Annotated in this window: 15 protein-coding genes; 7 read left to right on the top strand and 8 right to left on the bottom strand. The window is 63.3% G+C overall.

The genetic code is table 11. The features are described from left to right. Window positions 1-70: 70 nt before the first annotated feature. The 3 genes from FJ319_03450 (at window position 71) to thrC (ending at window position 5,326) form a co-directional block, all read left to right on the top strand. Window positions 71-1,951: an ABC-F family ATP-binding cassette domain-containing protein gene (locus tag FJ319_03450; protein MBM3933348.1), complete on the top strand. Its 1,881-nt coding sequence runs from the start codon at window positions 71-73 to the stop codon at window positions 1,949-1,951. Window positions 1,952-2,055: 104 nt separating this feature from the next. Continuing rightward, complete coding sequence (locus FJ319_03445; GenBank protein MBM3933347.1) at window positions 2,056-3,894, top strand: glycoside hydrolase family 15 protein; 1,839 nt, start codon at window positions 2,056-2,058, stop codon at window positions 3,892-3,894. 100 nt (window positions 3,895-3,994) lie between these two features. Continuing rightward, entirely contained in the window at window positions 3,995-5,326 is a 1,332-nt protein-coding gene (thrC, locus tag FJ319_03440; GenBank protein ID MBM3933346.1) for a threonine synthase, read from the top strand. Between the two features lie 6 nt (window positions 5,327-5,332). Here thrC and FJ319_03435 read toward each other — a convergent pair whose 3' ends face one another. The 6 genes from FJ319_03435 to FJ319_03410 all read right to left on the bottom strand — a co-directional run bounded on the left by FJ319_03435 (window position 5,333) and on the right by FJ319_03410 (window position 9,661). Further along, the gene (locus FJ319_03435; GenBank protein MBM3933345.1) at window positions 5,333-6,160 is read right to left on the bottom strand and encodes a hypothetical protein; all 828 of its coding nucleotides are present in this window, start codon (window positions 6,158-6,160) and stop codon (window positions 5,333-5,335) included. Between the two features lie 25 nt (window positions 6,161-6,185). Next, the gene (locus FJ319_03430; GenBank protein ID MBM3933344.1) at window positions 6,186-6,743 is read right to left on the bottom strand and encodes a methylated-DNA--[protein]-cysteine S-methyltransferase; all 558 of its coding nucleotides are present in this window, start codon (window positions 6,741-6,743) and stop codon (window positions 6,186-6,188) included. 42 nt (window positions 6,744-6,785) lie between these two features. Continuing rightward, entirely contained in the window at window positions 6,786-7,265 is a 480-nt protein-coding gene (locus FJ319_03425) for a methylphosphotriester-DNA--protein-cysteine methyltransferase family protein (protein ID MBM3933343.1), read from the bottom strand. A gap of 83 nt (window positions 7,266-7,348) precedes the next feature. Beyond that, complete coding sequence (locus FJ319_03420) at window positions 7,349-7,948, bottom strand: nucleotidyltransferase family protein (protein MBM3933342.1); 600 nt, start codon at window positions 7,946-7,948, stop codon at window positions 7,349-7,351. A 9-nt stretch (window positions 7,949-7,957) separates the two neighbouring features. Continuing rightward, window positions 7,958-8,803: a hypothetical protein gene (locus tag FJ319_03415; protein MBM3933341.1), complete on the bottom strand. Its 846-nt coding sequence runs from the start codon at window positions 8,801-8,803 to the stop codon at window positions 7,958-7,960. A 3-nt stretch (window positions 8,804-8,806) separates the two neighbouring features. Continuing rightward, window positions 8,807-9,661 (bottom strand): hypothetical protein, encoded by an 855-nt coding sequence (locus tag FJ319_03410; protein MBM3933340.1) that lies wholly within the window; start codon window positions 9,659-9,661, stop codon window positions 8,807-8,809. On the opposite strand from FJ319_03410, the gene FJ319_03405 reads away from it, so the two are divergent. The 3 genes from FJ319_03405 to FJ319_03395 are packed head-to-tail and all read left to right on the top strand — an operon-like array spanning window position 9,579 to window position 14,452. Then, the gene (locus tag FJ319_03405; protein MBM3933339.1) at window positions 9,579-10,757 is read left to right on the top strand and encodes a tetratricopeptide repeat protein; all 1,179 of its coding nucleotides are present in this window, start codon (window positions 9,579-9,581) and stop codon (window positions 10,755-10,757) included. The genes FJ319_03410 and FJ319_03405 overlap by 83 nt on opposite strands. Before the next feature lie 53 nt (window positions 10,758-10,810). Beyond that, the gene (locus FJ319_03400) at window positions 10,811-13,501 is read left to right on the top strand and encodes a hypothetical protein (GenBank protein ID MBM3933338.1); all 2,691 of its coding nucleotides are present in this window, start codon (window positions 10,811-10,813) and stop codon (window positions 13,499-13,501) included. A 60-nt stretch (window positions 13,502-13,561) separates the two neighbouring features. After that, the gene (locus tag FJ319_03395; protein MBM3933337.1) at window positions 13,562-14,452 is read left to right on the top strand and encodes an epimerase; all 891 of its coding nucleotides are present in this window, start codon (window positions 13,562-13,564) and stop codon (window positions 14,450-14,452) included. 36 nt (window positions 14,453-14,488) lie between these two features. Here FJ319_03395 and FJ319_03390 read toward each other — a convergent pair whose 3' ends face one another. Next, complete coding sequence (locus tag FJ319_03390; GenBank protein ID MBM3933336.1) at window positions 14,489-14,695, bottom strand: hypothetical protein; 207 nt, start codon at window positions 14,693-14,695, stop codon at window positions 14,489-14,491. Between the two features lie 400 nt (window positions 14,696-15,095). Between FJ319_03390 and FJ319_03385 the strand changes: the two genes are divergently transcribed. After that, on the top strand, window positions 15,096-15,836 hold the full coding sequence (locus tag FJ319_03385) for a pirin family protein (protein ID MBM3933335.1): 741 nt from the start codon (window positions 15,096-15,098) through the stop codon (window positions 15,834-15,836). A 133-nt stretch (window positions 15,837-15,969) separates the two neighbouring features. Here the strand turns inward: FJ319_03385 and FJ319_03380 are convergent, their stop codons facing one another. Then, window positions 15,970-17,637 (bottom strand): nodulation protein NfeD, encoded by a 1,668-nt coding sequence (locus FJ319_03380; protein ID MBM3933334.1) that lies wholly within the window; start codon window positions 17,635-17,637, stop codon window positions 15,970-15,972. Window positions 17,638-17,688 lie beyond the last annotated feature (51 nt).

Here is a 17,688-nt window from a genome sequence, read left to right as displayed (position 1 = left end):
CACCTGTATCTGTTATCCTAGAATAGCCCCGAGCGCTCGGGGCTATTCTTATGTACGGTAGCCTCCCCAGATGCCCCTTTTGACCGGTTCTCAGCTTGCCCTCTACTTCGGCGAGGTTGAGATATTCTCGAAGATCGACCTCGAAGTGGCGGAAAAGGCCCACATCGGCATGGTGGGGCCGAACGGCCAGGGCAAGACATCCCTCCTTCGCATGCTCATGGGCGAGATACCGCCTAATTCGGGTTCGGTGAGCCGGTCCCGCGGGCTGACCATCGGTTACGTGTCGCAGCATGCGGCGCACATGACGGTGGGAACGCTGAGGGAGGAGGTCATGTCCGCCTTCAGCGCGATCCTGGAGCTGGAAACGGACGTCGCTGACGCCGGCATGGCAATCGAGCGGGCGGCCACGCCCGAGGAGCGGAAGCTCGCGGACCGGCGCTACTCAGCGCTGCTGCAAGAGTACGAGGCGGTGGGCGGCTTCGACTACCAGAACCGGATGGAGCGCGTGGTGACGGGCGTTGGGCTATCGCTGGAGTCGCTGGACACACCCGTTACGGCGGCGAGCGGCGGTCAAAAGACGCGCGCGGCGCTGGCGAAGGCGCTGCTGCTGGAGCCGGCGCTCCTGATCCTGGACGAGCCGACTAACTACCTGGACTTCAAGGGGCTGGCCTGGCTGGAGACGTTCCTCAACCGCTTCCCATACGCCTTCATTGTCGTATCCCACGACCGGTACTTCCTGGACAGGGTGGCCGACCAGATATGGGACATGGACGGCGGCGGACTCAAGGCATATCGGGGCAACTACACCAAGTTCAGGCAGGTGAAAGAAGAGCAGCGCGCCCGCCAGCAGCTTGAGTTTGAGCGGCAGCAGGAGGTCATCGCGCGGGAGCAGGCGTTCATCGACCGTTACCGGGCGGGGGTGAAGGCGCGGCAGGCGATGGGGCGCGAGAAGCGGCTGGACAGGCTGGAGCGGCTGGATGCTGTCGATACAGCGGACACAGTCAAGATACGCGCCAACGAGGCGAGCCGCACGAGCCTGACGGTGCTGACCACGCACGACCTTGCGGTGGGGTATGTGGACGGCGGGCGGACGGTGCAGCTCCTTTCCGTGCCCGAAACGAAGCTGGAGCGCGGGTCGAGGACGGCGATCGTTGGACCGAACGGCCTGGGCAAGACTACCCTTCTCAACACCATCATTGGGAAGACGCCACCGGTGCGCGGCTCAATTAACTTCGGGCAAAAGGTCAAGATCGGCTTCCAGAAGCAGGGCAGCGACGACATCCCTGCCCACCTCTCAGTGCTCGACGCCCTGCTGGATGCAAAGAACATCAACATCGGCGAGGCGCGCGGCTACCTGGCGCGGTTCCTGTTCAAGGGCGACGACGTTTTCAAGCTCGTTTCGTCCCTCAGCGGCGGCGAGCGGACGCGCCTGGCGCTCGCCCGGCTGCTGATTACCGAGCCCAACGTGCTGGTGCTGGACGAGCCGACAACGCACCTGGATATCCCAAGCCGCGAGGCGCTGGAGGACGCGCTCCTTGACTACGCCGGGGCGCTGCTGTTCGTCTCCCACGACCGCCACCTGATAGGGCTCCTGGCGCAGAACCTGTGGCTGGTGGAAAACGGCGCGCTGCGCGTCTTCAAGGGCACCTTCGAGGAGTGGTTGAAGTCGCTGGAGGAGCCCGCCGCACGCGCGCAGGCCGCCCAGCCGAAGAAGGCGGCCCAGCCGCAGAAGGGCGCAGCAAAGGGCGGGAAGGCGGCGGCACCCAAGGGGCCGGACCACGAGAAGGTCATAGCCGACCTTGAGGCGCTCGTGGTAAAGCTGGAAGCATCGCTCCAGAAGGCTGCGGAGAAGAACGACAGGGCGAAGGTGGCGGATCTCGCCGAGGCGCACGCGAAGGCCCAGGCGGACCTGGAGCTGGCGTGGGCCGCGTGGGGAGGCCTGTCATCCTGAACATGTCATCCTCAGGATGACAAAAGGGCCAGAGCGGCTGAGGATGACAACGTACCCCCTGTGCTATGCTGGACTCATAGCAGGCTGTGGGAGGCGGATGCCGCGTGGGATGCCTGCCTATCGAGGACTACGGGATCATCGGCGATCTGCATACCGCTGCGCTTGTCGGCAAGAACGGCTCCATTGACTGGCTTTGTCTCCCTCACTTCGATTCCCCCAGCGTCTTTTCAGGCATACTCGACCACGACAAGGGCGGCCGCTTCCAGATCACCGTAGAGAACGTAAAGGCAAAGGCCACGCAGTACTACCTCCCCGAGACTAACGTACTGGTAACGCGCTTCCTGGGCGTCGAGGGCGCGGCAGAGGTCATGGACTACATGGTGATCGAGGACGGCGCCAGAGGAGAGGTGCATCACGAGCTTGTTCGCCAGGTCAGGGGCCTCCGTGGACGCATGCGCATGCGACTGGAGTGCCTGCCGGCGTTCAACCACGCGCGGGAGGAGCACGAGACGTCTCTGAACGAACGAGGGGCGGTGTTCCACTCCAGTAGCTTCTGCCTCGGCCTGGTCTCGCCGGTCGCCCTGGAGCCATGCGAGGGAGGGGTCAGGGCGGAATTCACCGTGGGCGAAGGCGAGACTCTCAAGTTTGTGCTCGGCCAGCTCACGGAAAATACGGTCGAGCAGATGGAGGAGTTTTGCGGCCTGGCGTCCCAGGAGCACCTCTCGCATACCGTGGAGTACTGGCGGCGCTGGGTAGCCGGATGCACCTACAACGGGAGATGGCGGGAGGCCGTCCACCGTTCCGCGCTCGTTCTGAAGCTCCTGACGTTCGCCCCCACTGGAGCGATTGTCGCGGCGCCCACGTCCAGCTTGCCTGAGGAAATAGGCGGCGTGGGGAACTGGGACTACCGGTTCACGTGGATCCGCGACGCCTCGTTCACGCTGTACGCGCTGCTTCGCATCGGCTTCACGGAGGAGGCGGCGCACTTCATGCAGTGGATAGAGGCGCGCTGCCACGAGCTGCAGCCGGACAACACTCTCCTGCCGATCTACTCAATCGACGGGAAGCCGAACCTGGAAGAGCAAATACTGGAACAGATGGAGGGGTACCGGGGCTCGCGGCCCGTCCGCATCGGCAACCGCGCTCACACGCAGGTGCAGCTCGATATCTATGGCGAGCTGATGGACGCCGTGTACCTGTTCAACAAGTACGGGACCCCGGTCTCTTATGACATGTGGACGCAGCTAACCCGGCTGCTGGAGTGGGTGTGCAGGAACTGGAAACTGACGGACGAGGGGATATGGGAGGTCCGGGGCGGGCCGAGGCACTTTGTCTATTCCAGGATGATGTGCTGGGTGGCCCTGGACAGGGGCATCAGGCTGGCGGAGAAGCGTTCGTTCCCGGCGGACACGGCGCGATGGCGAGCTATCCGGGACGAGATTTATCGCGAGATCATGAGCAAGGGGTGGAACGCAGAGCGCAGGTCTTTCACCCAGTCTTATGGGAGCGATGCGCTGGACGCCTCCGCGCTGGTTATGCCGCTCGTCTTCTTTCTCTCCCCCACCGACCCGCGCATGATCAGCACACTGGACGCCATTATGCAGTCGCCGTCGAAAGGCGGGCTGCTCTCGAACAGCCTCGTCTACCGGTACAACCAGCGGGACACGCCGGACGGCATCCCCGGCGGCGAGGGCGCGTTCAGCATGTGCACATTCTGGCTAGTGGAGGCGCTGACGCGCGCGGGCAAGACGGACCGCGCCCGGCTCGACCAGGCCCGCTTCCTGTTCGAGCAGATGCTCGGCTACGCCAACCATCTCGGGCTCTATTCCGAGGAGATAGGCCCCACGGGCGAGCACCTCGGCAACTTCCCGCAAGCGTTCACGCACATTGCCCTGATCAGCGCTGCCTTCAACCTGGACCGCACGCTGGGCGCCGGGGCATAGCGACCGTACACCGGCGAATCTGCCTGGATGTTATCGAAGCTCCTCGTTAGTGGTACGCTAGTACCCACAGGCTTCCTGCGAATCTCCACGAGGTGCTCTCATGACCTACCGGGCGTGGTTCAAATGCCATAGCGGCTGCGATATTACCTTCCCCCTCACCGAGGTGGTCTACCGCTGCCCGCGATGTAACGGGCTGCTCAGCGTCCAGCACGACATGGAGGCGCTGAAGCGCCGCAGCGCAGCGGCGTGGATGTCGCTCTTCGACTCGCGCTATATGCGCACGTCGTGGCCGTACGGCAGCGGCGTTTGGGGCAAGAAGGAGGTGGTCTACCCGCAGATAGACGACAAGAACGTCGTCTCTATCTACGAGGGCGGGTCCAACCTCTTCTGGGGCGAGCGGTTCGGCGACCACATCGGCCTGGACGACCTGTGGATCAAGCAGTGCGGCAACAGCCATACGGGCTCGTTCAAGGACCTTGGCATGACCGTGCTCGTATCCGCTGTCAAGGAGATAATGAGCAAGGGCACCGACATCCAGGCGGTGGTGTGCGCCTCCACCGGCGATACCTCCGCCGCGGTGGCCGCATACTGCGCGGCGGCGGGCATACCGTCCGTGGTGCTACTGCCCAAGAACAAGATTTCGCCGGCCCAGCTCGTCCAGCCGCTCGCCAATGGAGCGCTCACCCTGGCACTGGACACCGACTTCGACGGCTGCATGGCCATCGTGAAGCGGCTCAGCGCGGACAAGCGGTTCTACCTGGCGAACTCCGTAAACCCGCTGAGGATTGAGGGACAGAAGACGATCAGCTTCGAACTGGTGCAGCAGTTCGACTGGGAGAATGTGGACTGGGTGATTGTGCCAGGGGGGAACCTGGGCAACATCTCTGCCATCGGGCTGGGCTTCATCATGATGAAGGAGTTGGGCATCATCCGGCAGCTTCCAAGGCTTGTCTGCGCACAGGCGGCTAACGCCAGCCCTCTCTACCAGAGCTACCTGAGCGGCTACAAGGAGTGGAAGCCGGTGACGGCCCAGTCGACTCTCGCGTCCGCCATCCAGATCGGCAACCCTGTCAGCGCCCCCAAAGCAATTCCGGTGCTCAAGGAGCATAACGGCATTGTAGAAAAGGCCACAGAGGACGAGCTGGCGCACGCGAGCGCCCTCGCGGACCGGTTCGGCCTGTTCAGCTGCCCGCAGACGGGCGTTGCGCTCGCGGCGCTCCTGAAGCTTGTTCAGAGGGGCGAAATCAAGGAGACGGACCGGACCGTGGTCATTTCCACCGCGAATGGGCTGAAGTTCACGGACTTCAAGGTTGGCTACCACACGAACGTGCTGGCGGGCGTTTCACCGAAGCTGGCCAACAAGCCGGTGGAGCTTCCGGGCGACTACGATGCGGTGGTCAAGGCCATTACCAGGGCAAAGGTGACGGCGTAAGGCGCCCTAGACCACCGGGTTCGCTGCCTTCTTGAGCGCGGACGCGGGCACCGGTATCTCGGCATGCAGCTCCATCTTCTCGCGCACGAACGGCTCCACATGCTTGGCGCCGGCATACATGCCGTAATAGCCGCGCTGCGCGGTGAGCGTGTGGCGCGAGCGGTCCGCATCGTGACCCTGGCTCTTGTAAAGGGAGTCTGCCTGGACGAGCTTCTCGAACCACGCCGTTACGTCCACCGAGAAATCGATCTCTCCCACGTCAAAATACACGCCGGGGAACAGCACCACTGCAACCTTGTGCGGCTTTACCGGCGAATCGAAACGCGGCGCCTGGGCATGGGCGCGCGCCTCCATGACGACCATCGCCGTCTCTGTATGGTCGTTTAGCTGCGCGGTCGAGCGCCCGTGCGGGCGGGTATGCTTGTACGAGGTGTACGGGCTTTGCGTGATCAGCACGTGTGGGCGCACCTCCAGGATGATCTCGGCGATCCTGTCTATCGCGTCCTGGTTCTCCCGCAGCAGGAATACGTGGTCTTTGTATTGGCGCACGCGAACATCTGTGACTCCGAACACCTTCGCCACGTCTCGAAGCTCGCGCGTCTTGATCTCCCCGAATTCCTCCGGCGTCATGTGAACGATGCGCTGGTCGCGCTGTTCCGCCAGTTTGGCCATCTCTTTCGAGCGCGCCTCGTTATGCGGCGTCCATGCCCCGCTCGTCATCGCCACCACCGTGACCTGGTCGCCCTTCGCTACGTGAATGCCGCATGTAGCCGCACAGTGCATGAAGTCATGCGGGTGCGCGACAACGACGAGTATCCTCACCGGCTCAGCCATATGTAACCTCTCTATGCTCTACCACCTAACCGCCACCGTCCGCCGACCGCCTCTCCTGCGCCAGCAGCCTCCTTTTGCGCTCGACGCCCCATCTGTACCCGCGCTCAGTGCCATCCTTGCCCATCACGCGATGGCATGGGATGGCGATGGCTATCCTGTTGGCAGCGCAGGCCTTCGCTACCGCCCGGACCGCCCGCGGTCTGCCGAGCGACGAGGCGATTTCGGTGTAGGTGCGCGTTTCGCCGAACGGAATGCGGCGGATCTCGTCCCACACCATCCTCTCGAATGCCGTGCCTCGGATGTCCAGCGGCAAGTCCCTGTGAGGCGCCCTCCCGGTAAGCTGGCCCAAAATAACGGTCGCATACTCCCGCAGGCTGGCCGTGGAGTCCCTGCAGACCCGCGCCGCGTGGAACTCCGCCCTGAGCGCCTGCTCGAGCGATGCATCATCGTCCCCGATCGTAACGGCGCACAGGCCCCTGTCCGTCGCGGCAACGAGGAGCCGTCCTAAAGGACTCTCCGCGATATCGAAGGCGACGTCCATGCCTTCCCCGCCGCGGCGATACGTGTCCGGCGTTGCGCCCATGCGGGAGGCGACCGATGCGCCGTAAACCCTGCTGCTGGAGCCTTAGCCCGACTCACACACCGCCTCCGCAACAGTCTTGCCATCCCTGAGCTTCTTCTTGAATTCACTCAACCGCACCACATCTGCGTAGGCCCACGGCGTTACGCCAAGCACCTTCTTGAACGCGCGTTGCAGGTGCGCCCTGGACACACCCATCGCGCCCGCCAACTCGTCCCCAGACGGAACGCCTACCCTGTGCTGGAGAATAAAGCGACAGGCATCGCGCACAAGGGCCACGACGGCATCGTCGCTGACACTTTCGTTCGGTCTGCACCTGAGGCAGGCCCGGAAGCCGGCCTCTTCGGCCAGCTCCGGCACCGAGAACAGGACTACGTTCTCATACTTCGGCCGCCTGCTCGGGCAGGAGGGCCTACAGTAAATGCCCGTTGTTCGCACGGCAAATACGAATGCGCCGTCGAAACCAGGGTTCCGAGAGACTACCGCTTGCCATTCGGCAGGCCCCGCTAACTGCGTAGAATTCATCGCGAACGCTCCTGGATAGACATGCCCCAATCATACTCAGCCGATATAGGGCGAATCTATCCGGATTCTGCTTTCAAACTGGGCTAGGTGCCGTATTTGCGCCTGGCGTCCTCGTAGTCCTCCGGCCTGTTTAGGTCCAGGAGCACCACCTCGTCTTCATACTCCACAGCATTGACCCGGGCGGCGTGGCGGGCAATCACTTCGCGGATCCCCTGACCTTCGTCCGTCACGCGCTCCAGCTCTTTGTACAGGGTGCGCGAAAAAATATTCGGGTGACCGCGCCGGCCCGCGAAGTACGGGCAAGAGATGAGCGCGCCGGCCCGCCGGTGGGCCTCGATCAGCCGGCGCGTGACCCACGAAGGGCATGGCTGGTCCACACCTAGGAAAAGCAGGTCCCCCTTGCCCGGACCGGCCTCCTTCACTCCGGCAATGATCGAAGTTGTCTTACCCTGGCGGTACCGGTCATTGACGAAATAACGCGCGCCCGTGCCCTTCACTTTCGGGGCAATCTCCTCGTGACGATAACCGAGCACCGCGATCACTTCATCTACGCCGCCAGCCAGGAGCTGTTCTATCTGATATTCAATTAGCGTGGCGCCGCGCCACGGCAGCAACGGCTTGGGGCTGCCCATTCGCGTGGACTCGCCCGCCGCAGTGAGGATGGCAATTACAGGTGTCGTCAAATCCGGAGCCTACCCCTTCCCCACCCTGCGCTTCTGGATCTCGGAATAACTGGACTGGGAGTCCCGCAGGGCCGATTCCGGCACCGGCAGCCTGCCGAGCAGCTCAACCTTCTCTCGGACGAACGCCTCCGCGTACGGAACGCCGGCAAGGAACCCTATTGGGCCGATAGCCATGGTTATCCGCTGCCGCGAGCCCTCCGGTGTGTGCCCCTGCGTAACGTACATCGCCTCCGCCTGCACCCTCTTCTCGAAGTACTCGCTCACGTCCACCAGGAAGTCATACTGGTCGCGATGGAAATAGACGCCCGGGAAGTAAGTTACGGCGGTCTTGTGCGGCGCAACCTTAGAACCATAGGTGGCTACCGTGGCACGATTGCGCGCCTCCAGACTGGCGGAAGCGACCTCTGTGTGGTCGTCACGCATGGCGTTGGGCATGCCTGTGTGATAGTCCACAAGGTAAGGGCTCTGCGTGATGAGAATGTGAGGCCGTATCTCCAGGAACAAGTTCTTCATAATCTCGATTGAGTCTTCGTAGAGGGTCAGACGGAACGGCTCCGGGTACCCCAGGATTCGTACGTCAGTTATGCCGAACAGGGCGCACGCGTCGCGGAGCTCCTTCGCCTTGATCTTCGCGTAGTCGTCTTCCGTCTGGTTCATTATCTTCGGGTCGCGCTGCTCAGGCGGCTTGCGGAGCTCGTCGGCCAGCTTTTCGTTGTGCGTCTTGGAGCCGGAAGTCACGCTGACCACCGTGACCGAGTCCCCCCGCGCCACGTGAACGCCCAACGCGCCGGCGTAGTGAGTGAAGTCGTGCGGATGCGCGTTGATGCTAAGGATCCGGAGCTTTGAATCGGCCATGGTCTATCCTTTCTCCTTCTTACCTGCGTACCTTTTTATCTGATCGGCGATTGGCTCGTGGGCGCGCTTGAGGAAAAACTCCGGGACGTGGATGCTGTCCACCACGTCAGCCTTCGCGCGAACGAACGCCTCGCCGTATGTGACGCCGCTGTACCAGCCGATGTTGCCGGTGATGAGCTCCACGACGCGACGCGCATACTCCGGCGTGTGGCCCTGGCTCTTGAATATCTCCTCCGCCTTCACGCGCCTGTCGTACCAGGCTGTTATGTCTAACACGAAGTCGTACTCGTCGCGCTGGAAGTATACGCCCGGGTAGTAAGTGGCGGCGACGCGGTGCGGCGCCACGCGAGAGCCGGGCTCAGGCACGCCGGCGTAGGACTCCGCCTCGTAAGTGGCGAACGCGGTCTCCTGGTGATCGTCGAACGCGCCGGAGCAGAGGCCGTGGGGTCCCTGGGCAAACGGGCTCTGCGAGATGATCACGTCCGGCCGGACCTCGAGGATTATCTTTTTGATCTGGGTTACGGCCGCAGGGTATCGCTCCACACGAAACGGCATGGGGTATCCGAGCACGCGCACGTCGTTTATGCCGAAGATTGCCGCGGCCGCACGGAGCTCGCGCTCCTTTTCCGCGGCATACTCGTCCGACGTCTGTTTGATTACGGCCGGGTCCTGCTGGTCGAGCGGCTTGCGCAGCTCATCCATGAGCTTCTCGTTGTGAGCAGCCACCCCGGCCGTAACAACGACCAGTGTCACGGAATCGCCCCGTGAGGTGTGGATGACCATTGTCGCGGCGGCATGGGTGAAGTCGTGCGGGTGCGCCTTCACCATGAGGAATTTCAGGCTTCGAATGTCTGCCATTGGCGCTTGTCGCCTCCCGTTCTCAGGTCACGGGGATTCTATGCCCGGGTCATCGCAGGGTCAAGCGGCAGGCGAACTGCCGTCTCAGAGACATCCTAAATCCGCTTTGTCGGTCTATCAGGCATGTGCTATCGTTCCTGTGCCGGTGGCGGTCATCCGCTTTCCATCCCTCTCTACCCCCGGGAAAGGAACAAAGCGCAGGCCACACCCGTCATATATATATCACCCCTTGCCGCGAACGCCAGAGCGCTCACGACTGGAGATGCCTATGGACAGAGAGTCGATTTTGGCAGAGTTCTCTCGCATAACTAGCGTAGAAGACAATGATATCGACGTAGCCGCCGCGGCCTTTCTGATCGCCGCAGTGGAATACCCGCAGATAGATATCCCGTACCAGATGGACTTCCTGAACGCCATAGCCAAGGGCGCGGCAGCAAAGTTCACACCGGAGAGGGAGCCCCTCTACTGCGTCAACATGCTGAGCGAGTATCTGTTCGACGAGCTCAAGTTCCTGGGAAACAAGGATGACTACTACGACCCCCGAAACAGCTTTCTGAATGAAGTGCTGAGCCGCCGCCTCGGCATCCCGATTTCCCTGTCACTCGTCTACATAGAGGTGGGCAGGAGACTGGGCTTCCCGCTCGTGGGCGTCGGGCTGCCCGGACACTTCGTCGTCAAGCACATGGCCGTTGACATCCTGTACATCGACCCCTTCCACGGCGGCATCCTGAGGTCCAAAGAGGAGTGCGTGGAGCAAATACGTGGGCTCGCGAACACGGCGATACAGATAGACCCGCGCCATTTCACGCCGGTGAGCAACCGCGAGTTCATTGCGCGGATGCTGCGCAACCTGAAAGCAACCTACCTGGAGAAGGAAGACCACAAGCGCGCATTGAAGGTAATGGACTTCCTCCTGGCGCTGCACCCGAAGGCTCCGCGCGAGCTGCGCGATCGCGGACTGGTCTACTATCAGCTCGGCAGCTACAGCGAGGCGCTGGCGGACCTGACTGGGTACGTCACTTCCGGCGCCATCGGCGAAGACGGGCAGGCCGTTCAGGAGATTATGGGCAAAATAAGGCGCCACCTGGGGACGTAATTCGACGTCCCGGACACTGGAAAACTTTTCCCGCGAAGATTACCATAATCTCTATGAAACACTCACTTCCCTCTCCGTTGAAAAACAACCTCGCCAGGGCAGCCCTTCTGCTCATTGCTATGAGCATCGTCGCCGCCGTCGCAGCCGCGGGGCGGACAGCCACCGCTGCCCCTGGTGACATCAGGACGTTCGCCGGCGGAGGAGTCGGCGACGGGAGAGCGGCGACGAACGCGGTTATTCCGCGGCCGGAAGGCGTCGTGATCGATGTGGACGGCAATATCTACATCGTCGACCACGAGGCCCATCGCGTGCGCAAGATCGCCGCGCAAACGGGCATCATAACAACCGTCGCGGGCACAGGCATCGCGGGCCACACCGGCGATGGCGGCCCCGCCGCCTCCGCGCGCCTCCGCACGCCCCACGGCGTCGCCGTGGACTCGGCGAAGAACGTTTACATAGCAGACTCCGGCAATCACCGCATTCGCAAGGTGGACGCCGTTACCGGAGTCATAACCACTATCGCAGGCGACGGGAACTTCGATTTCTCCGGGGACGGCGGCTTCGCTGTAAACGCGTCTTTCCGGTCCCCAATGGGCGTCGCGGTAGACGACGCGGGCAGCGTGTATGTCGCCGATACGTACAATAACCGCATCCGCAAGATCGATGCGACAACGGGCATCGTCACCACCATCGCCGGCAACGGCGCCTTCGCTTTCGGCGGGGACGGCGGGCTCGCCATCAACGCCAGCTTCCGCCAGCCGGAGGCCGTGGTGGTAGACAGGCAGCGGAATATATACGTTTCCGACTCCTCGAACCACCGCGTCCGCAGGATTGAGCGCAACACCAACCTGATCTTCACGGTCGCGGGGAACGGCAACGCAGGATACGCAGGCGACGGCGGCATCGGCTCCGGGACCAGCCTCTTCCAGCCCCGCGGGCTCGGCGTGGATGCCAACGGCAACCTGTTTATCGCTGACAGCGGCAACAATCGCATTCGCCGAATAGACGTGTTCACCGAGCAGATCACGACCGTCGCCGGCAACGGCGGGGCCGGATACGCTGGCGACGGTGGGTTGGCAATCGGCGCAATGCTGAGCCTCCCCGCCTCTGTCGCCGTCGACGCCCTGGATGCCCTCTATATCGCGGACGCGGGCAACCAGCGGATCAGGAAGGTCAGCTACCCGTCCGGAAACATTTCGACCGTCGCAGGAACAGGAAACACTAACTTCGCTGGCGATAACAACACCGCCCCGAGCGCCAGCATGTCGGGACCTAACGCGGTCGCAACGGACTCGCAGGGTAATGTGTACATAGCGGACACCCTCAACCACCGCGTCCGCAAGGTGGCGGCCGGTACAAACGTCATCACAACAGTCGCCGGTAACGGCGTCGCTGGCTTCGCCGGCGACGGCGGCCCGGCGACCCAAGCATCGCTGAACTCGCCGCGCGGCGTGGCAGTTGACAGCAAGGGAGTCATCTATATCGCCGACACGCTCAACAGTCGCGTGCGCCGCATAGACCCCGTCACCGGAAACATCTCCACGTATGCAGGCGACGGCAGCTTTGCATTCGGCGGCGACAACGGCCCGGCGACCTCAGCCATTCTCAGGCAGCCGCACGGGCTGGCGGTGGACGCACAGGACAACCTGTTTATAGCCGACACCCTCAACCTCAGGGTCCGCAGGGTGAATATCGCAGGCACCATCACCACCGTGGCAGGCGACGGCAACGCCGCCTTTCGAGGCGACGGCGGCCAACCTACCTCCGCCAGCATCCGCAACCCCATAGCAGTGACCGTTGACTCGAGCGGCAACCTCTACATCGCCGACACGGGCAACCACCGCATCCGCAGGGTTTCGGCAGGCACCGGACTTATCTCAACGATCGCAGGTAGCGGCTCGGAGTCATATTCCGGAGACGGCGGTCCGGCCCTGAGCGCAGCAATGAGCTCACCCAACGGAATCGCTGAGCGCCAGGGTTATGTTTTCGTTAGCGACACCTTCAACCACCGGGTCCGCGTTATCAACCCGAACACAGGCACGATCTCTACCGTGGCAGGCACAGGCACGGCCACATTTTCAGGCGATAGCGGCCCCGCATCATCGGCCACCCTGCGGGAACCCCTAGGGCTTGCCTTCGACGCGGCGGGCAACCTGTACATATCTGACTTCCTGAACAACCGCGTGCGCGTGATTGAGGCGCCGGTGGCCCAACTGGCACCCACGGCAACTCCCACACAGACACCGACGCATACCCCGACAGCAACGCCGACGCCCACGAACACGCAGACGCCGTCTCCCACGGCAACGGCGACACCAACGCAGACGCCGACGATGACCCCGACGGCGACCAACACGCCGGTCCCAACGAGCACGCCGACCGCCACACCGGTGCCACCCACCGCGACGGCAACGGCCGTCGCGACGCCCACGCCGGTCCCGCCGACGGCGACCCTCACGGCGCCGCTCGCCACTCCAACAGCGACGCCGTCCGGTGCAGTTACGACGCCGGAGGCCACTGCAAGCCCGGTGGCGACGGTCTCCGCCACGCCGACCATCACCGCCCTACCCGCGAGTTCGCCCACGCCGGTGTTCATCACGGCCACTCCCAGGCCAACGGCGCCCGGCGCGGACGGTGACGGCAGCGCCGTTACGGCTATCGTCGTGATCGCCGCGATTCTTGTTCTCGGAGGCATCGCGGCGGCGACCTACCTGATAATCAGGCGGAGGACTTTCGGAGTATAGAGAAGCGAAACGTCTGACCTTTACGTCGTCACCGGCGCATTCGGCTACACGGGCAAGTACATTGCCCGCCGCCTGCTGGCCGAAGGCGACGTAAAGGTAATGACGCTCACCGGGAGTCCCAACCGCCCCAACCCGTTCGGCGACCGCGTGGCGGTGGCGCCGTTCAACTTCGACAGGCCGGATGAGCTCAGGAAGAGCCTCGAAGGCGCGTCAGTGCTGATCAATACCTACTGGGTGCGCTTCGCCCGCGGCCGGATCACACACGAGATGGCGGTGGAGAACACGGCCCGCCTGTTCAATGCCGCCAGAGACGCGGGCGTCCGCAAGATCGTCCACATCAGCATCACCAGCGCGGACGCCAGGTCTCCACTGCCCTACTTCCGTGGGAAAGTGGTGCTGGAGGAACGCCTCCGGGACCTGGGCGTCCCCTACGCCATCATCAGGCCGACCGTCGTCTTCAGCAACGAAGATATTCTCATAAACAACAGAGCGTGGGGTCTGAGGCACTTTCCTGTTTTCCCCATCTTTGGGAAGGGGGACTATAAGGTCCAGCCTGTGCACGTTGAGGATGTGGCGGAGATAGCGGTCAATGCGTCAAAGGCGCCCGGCAACCAGGAGATCGACGCGGTGGGGCCGGAGACGTTCACTTACGAGGAGCTTGCGCGCCTGATTGCCCGCCACGTGAACCGGCGCCGCGGCAAGCGCGCCCTTTGGCCGCCCTTCACCTGGTATATGCACGTCAGCCCCGGACTGGGCTACCGCATGACGCAAATCGTCGGCTGGCTTGTCAGGGACATCGTCCTGGAGCCCTGGGAGATTGAGGGGTTAATGGGCCTGCTCGTCTCAAACAGTCTGCCTACAGGCAAGACCGTGTTCAGCGATTGGCTCGCGGCAAACGCAGATTCAATCGGGCGCAGATACGTGTCCGAGGTGAAAAAGAACCACAGGTAGGTGCGGCCCCGGCTTCACGGGGCCGCTGCATTAACGCTAGGGTGCGACTTCCTTCTGCCATAGTCTGCCCTCCGCGAACTTGAAGAGCAGCCTCCGCCCCAAAAACACCCCGGCCGCCATCAGGAGCATGACCCCTGCAGGCGCCAGCGCGCCCCCTGCGGCAGTCATAAGCGCCGCAAGGATTAGGATAAGCACGATCGCCGTCGAGACAAACTGCAGACCAACCCGAGCAATTCCACCCATGACAGCCCTCCTGGCTCACCGGCATTCCGACCAGACGACGCGACGAAACGGGTACGTTCACCACGCATGACAGCGCGCTGAGTCCGGATATTGGGGCTAGACAGGGGCCACTGGCTGGGTCTGACCGTTCACATCCACCGTTTCGTCTGGTGAGACCGCAAACGGCTATTGGATGTGGCAATATTCGGAGCTTTTAACTATTAAAGCCCGCGAACTAGTCGCGTTATCGCTCATTATACTCCTCACGAAATCAAATATCCAATTGCAAGCGCAAATATTTGCGAGCGCAACTATTGACGCCGGCGAGCTTGTGATATATAATTGCTTCTGCAACTATTGTGGCCGCATCAAAGGACTGTCACCTACCGCAGTCCGGCCGGTTTTCAAAAGGAGGAGGAATATGGGAACGCTCGCTCTACCCGGAATCGAGATTCAGCGGGCCGAAGACCGATTCGTAACAAAGACGTCGTGGCTCCAGGGACGGCACTCTTTCAGCTTCGGGTGGCACTACGACCCGGAAAACACCAACCACGGGCTGCTGCTCGTCAACAACGACGACGTGGTGCAGCCGAGGACGGGGTTCGACACGCACCCGCACAGGGACATGGAGATAGTGACCTGGGTGCTCGAAGGCGAGCTCGAGCATAAGGACACCCTGGGCAACAGTGACGTCATCTATCCCGGGCTGGCCCAGCGAATGAGCGCCGGCCGCGGCATCTGGCACTCGGAAAAGAACCCCTCGCAGGACAAGGTCGTTCGCCTGGTTCAGATGTGGGTCCTGCCGGACACGGAATCTATAGACCCCAGCTACCAGCAGATGGACATCAACCCACAACTCGCCGCCGGCGGCCTGGTACCCCTGGCCTCCGGCCGCGACCACCACGCGGCAATCCGCATCCGCCAGCAGGGCGCGGTGCTGTGGGTCGGCAGGCTCGCGCCCGGGGGCGCCGTCACCATCCCTGACTCGCAGTTTGCTCATGTATACATTGCGCAGGGCGCGGCCGTGCTCGAAGGCGGCGGCGATCTCCGCGAGGGCGACTCCGCCCGCCTGACCCTCGCCGGCGCGCCTGAGCTAATCGCCGGCCGCACCGGCGCCGAAGTACTGGTGTGGGATATCAACGTCGGAGTCGGAGAAGGATAGTCTACCCTGCAGTCACCTTCCGCTTCTGCGACCGTGCCCTTGGGTCCGCGCGCCCGGTCCGGACCGTGGACCTTGCCACAATGGTCCTCCGCACGCTAGGCGTGGGCCGGGATGCCGCGGCCGTGAAGCAACCCTAGACCAGCTCGTGGCGGGCGGCGTAAGTGGCGGCTTCGGCACGGTTGCTCGTGCCGGTCTTGGTGTAGATGTTCGTCAGGTGACGGGTGACGGTGTTGATGCTGATGTGCAGCTCCGCAGCAACCTGCGAGTTGGTCAGCCCCTGCGACACCTTGCGCAACACCTCCACCTCCCGCGCGGTGAGGCCATCCGGCAACGCTTCGCGCCTGGGCGCCTTGCCGATCGTGGTCGGCGAGGGTCGCTGCGCCGTAGCATCGAATTCCGTCTCCGTTCGCGCGGCCGGGTCGCCTTTGACGCTCTCCCGGCCCGGTTCCTCGCCCGTCCCCTGCCCAGCCTCCGGCTCCACCTCCAGCGTGAGGCCGTCCACCCGCACTACCTTCATCGGCTGCCCCTGCCCCACGCCGCGGGATGAGATGTCCCGCGCGCTCCACGCCTCGCCGGCCAGGGTGACGCTCCCGGTCGGCGCAATCGCCGTTATCGCGTATGCGGTCTGGCCGACGAAAGACGAAAGGACGCTTTCAGACGTGGACTCCGCCAGCTTCTTCGCCGCCATGATCTCGCGCGCCAGCCAGACGAGCGCGCCGACCATAACGGCGGTCACGCTCACTATGAGCAGCGGGTTGACGCGAAAGCTCGGTGTCTCAATCGGCGGCGTGGAGAGGCCGCCGAAGAGAAAAAATGCGCCGAGAATGAACGCAATCCCTCCTCCAGCGGCAAATACGCCGAGCCCCGGCGTCTTTACCTCTATCAGGAAAAGCCCAGCCGAGACCAGGAGAAGCGCCACGCCGGCGAAGTTAACCGGCAGGTTCCCGAGGGCGATGAACGCAAGCGCCAGGCACAGCGCTCCCACCACTCCGGGCACGCCCACTCCGGGCGTTATGAGCTCAATGAGAAGGCCCACTACGCCGAAAGCAATCAGGAGGAAAGCGACGTTGGGGCTCGAGATAAACTTGATAAACTTCTCGAGCGGCTTCTGCTCAAGGGCGCGGACCGCCAGGCCGGCGGTGGAGAGCGTCACGGGTGCGCGGCTGACCGTCACCGTGCGACCGTCCATTGCGATCAGCAGGCCCGGCAGGTCGTCCGCCACCAGGTCGATGATGCCGTGGTCCAGCGCCTCCATCGCCGTGAAGGACTCCCACCGGAAGACCGTCTGCTCCAGCGGGGCAAGAGGCCTCCCGCGCGCCTCGGATATGGCCCTCAGCAGCGCGTAGGCCACCCGCGCCTCCTCAGTCACCGGCTCCCCCGCGCCGAACTCCGTGTTCCCCTCGATGCTCCCGGTGGCCGTGCCGATACTGGTCCCCGGCGCCATCGCGGAGACGTGCGCCGCGGCGGCGATGAACACGCCGGCAGACGTGGCCTCCGCGCCGGACGGCGTGACGTATACCACCACCGGGACATCGGACTCCATGATCTCTTCCACAATGTCGCGGGTCGCCCCAAGAAGGCCGCCCGGAGTGTCCAGCTCAATCACGATCAGCGAAGCGCCGTCCGCCCTCGCGTCACGCATCGCCCTCGATACGTACTTCGCGACCACCGGCTGGACAGTGTCGTCCACGCGGATGACCGCGGCGTGCCGGCCGCCCTCCTGGCCGCGCGCCATTGCCGGGGCGGCAAGCCCCGCCACAACGGCAAGCGCGAACAGCAGTGTTTGGAGGCGCCGTCTCATAAGCCTTCCCTCGCGGGAATATTACCACTTGCGGGCGGAATCAAGGGCGTG

The organism is SAR202 cluster bacterium, assembly GCA_016872355.1.
Taxonomy (GTDB): domain Bacteria; phylum Chloroflexota; class Dehalococcoidia; order Lucifugimonadales; family VGZY01; genus VGZY01.
The sequence above is the reverse complement of the archived record's forward strand: the minus strand, read 5'-3'. Positions and strand labels throughout refer to the sequence as shown.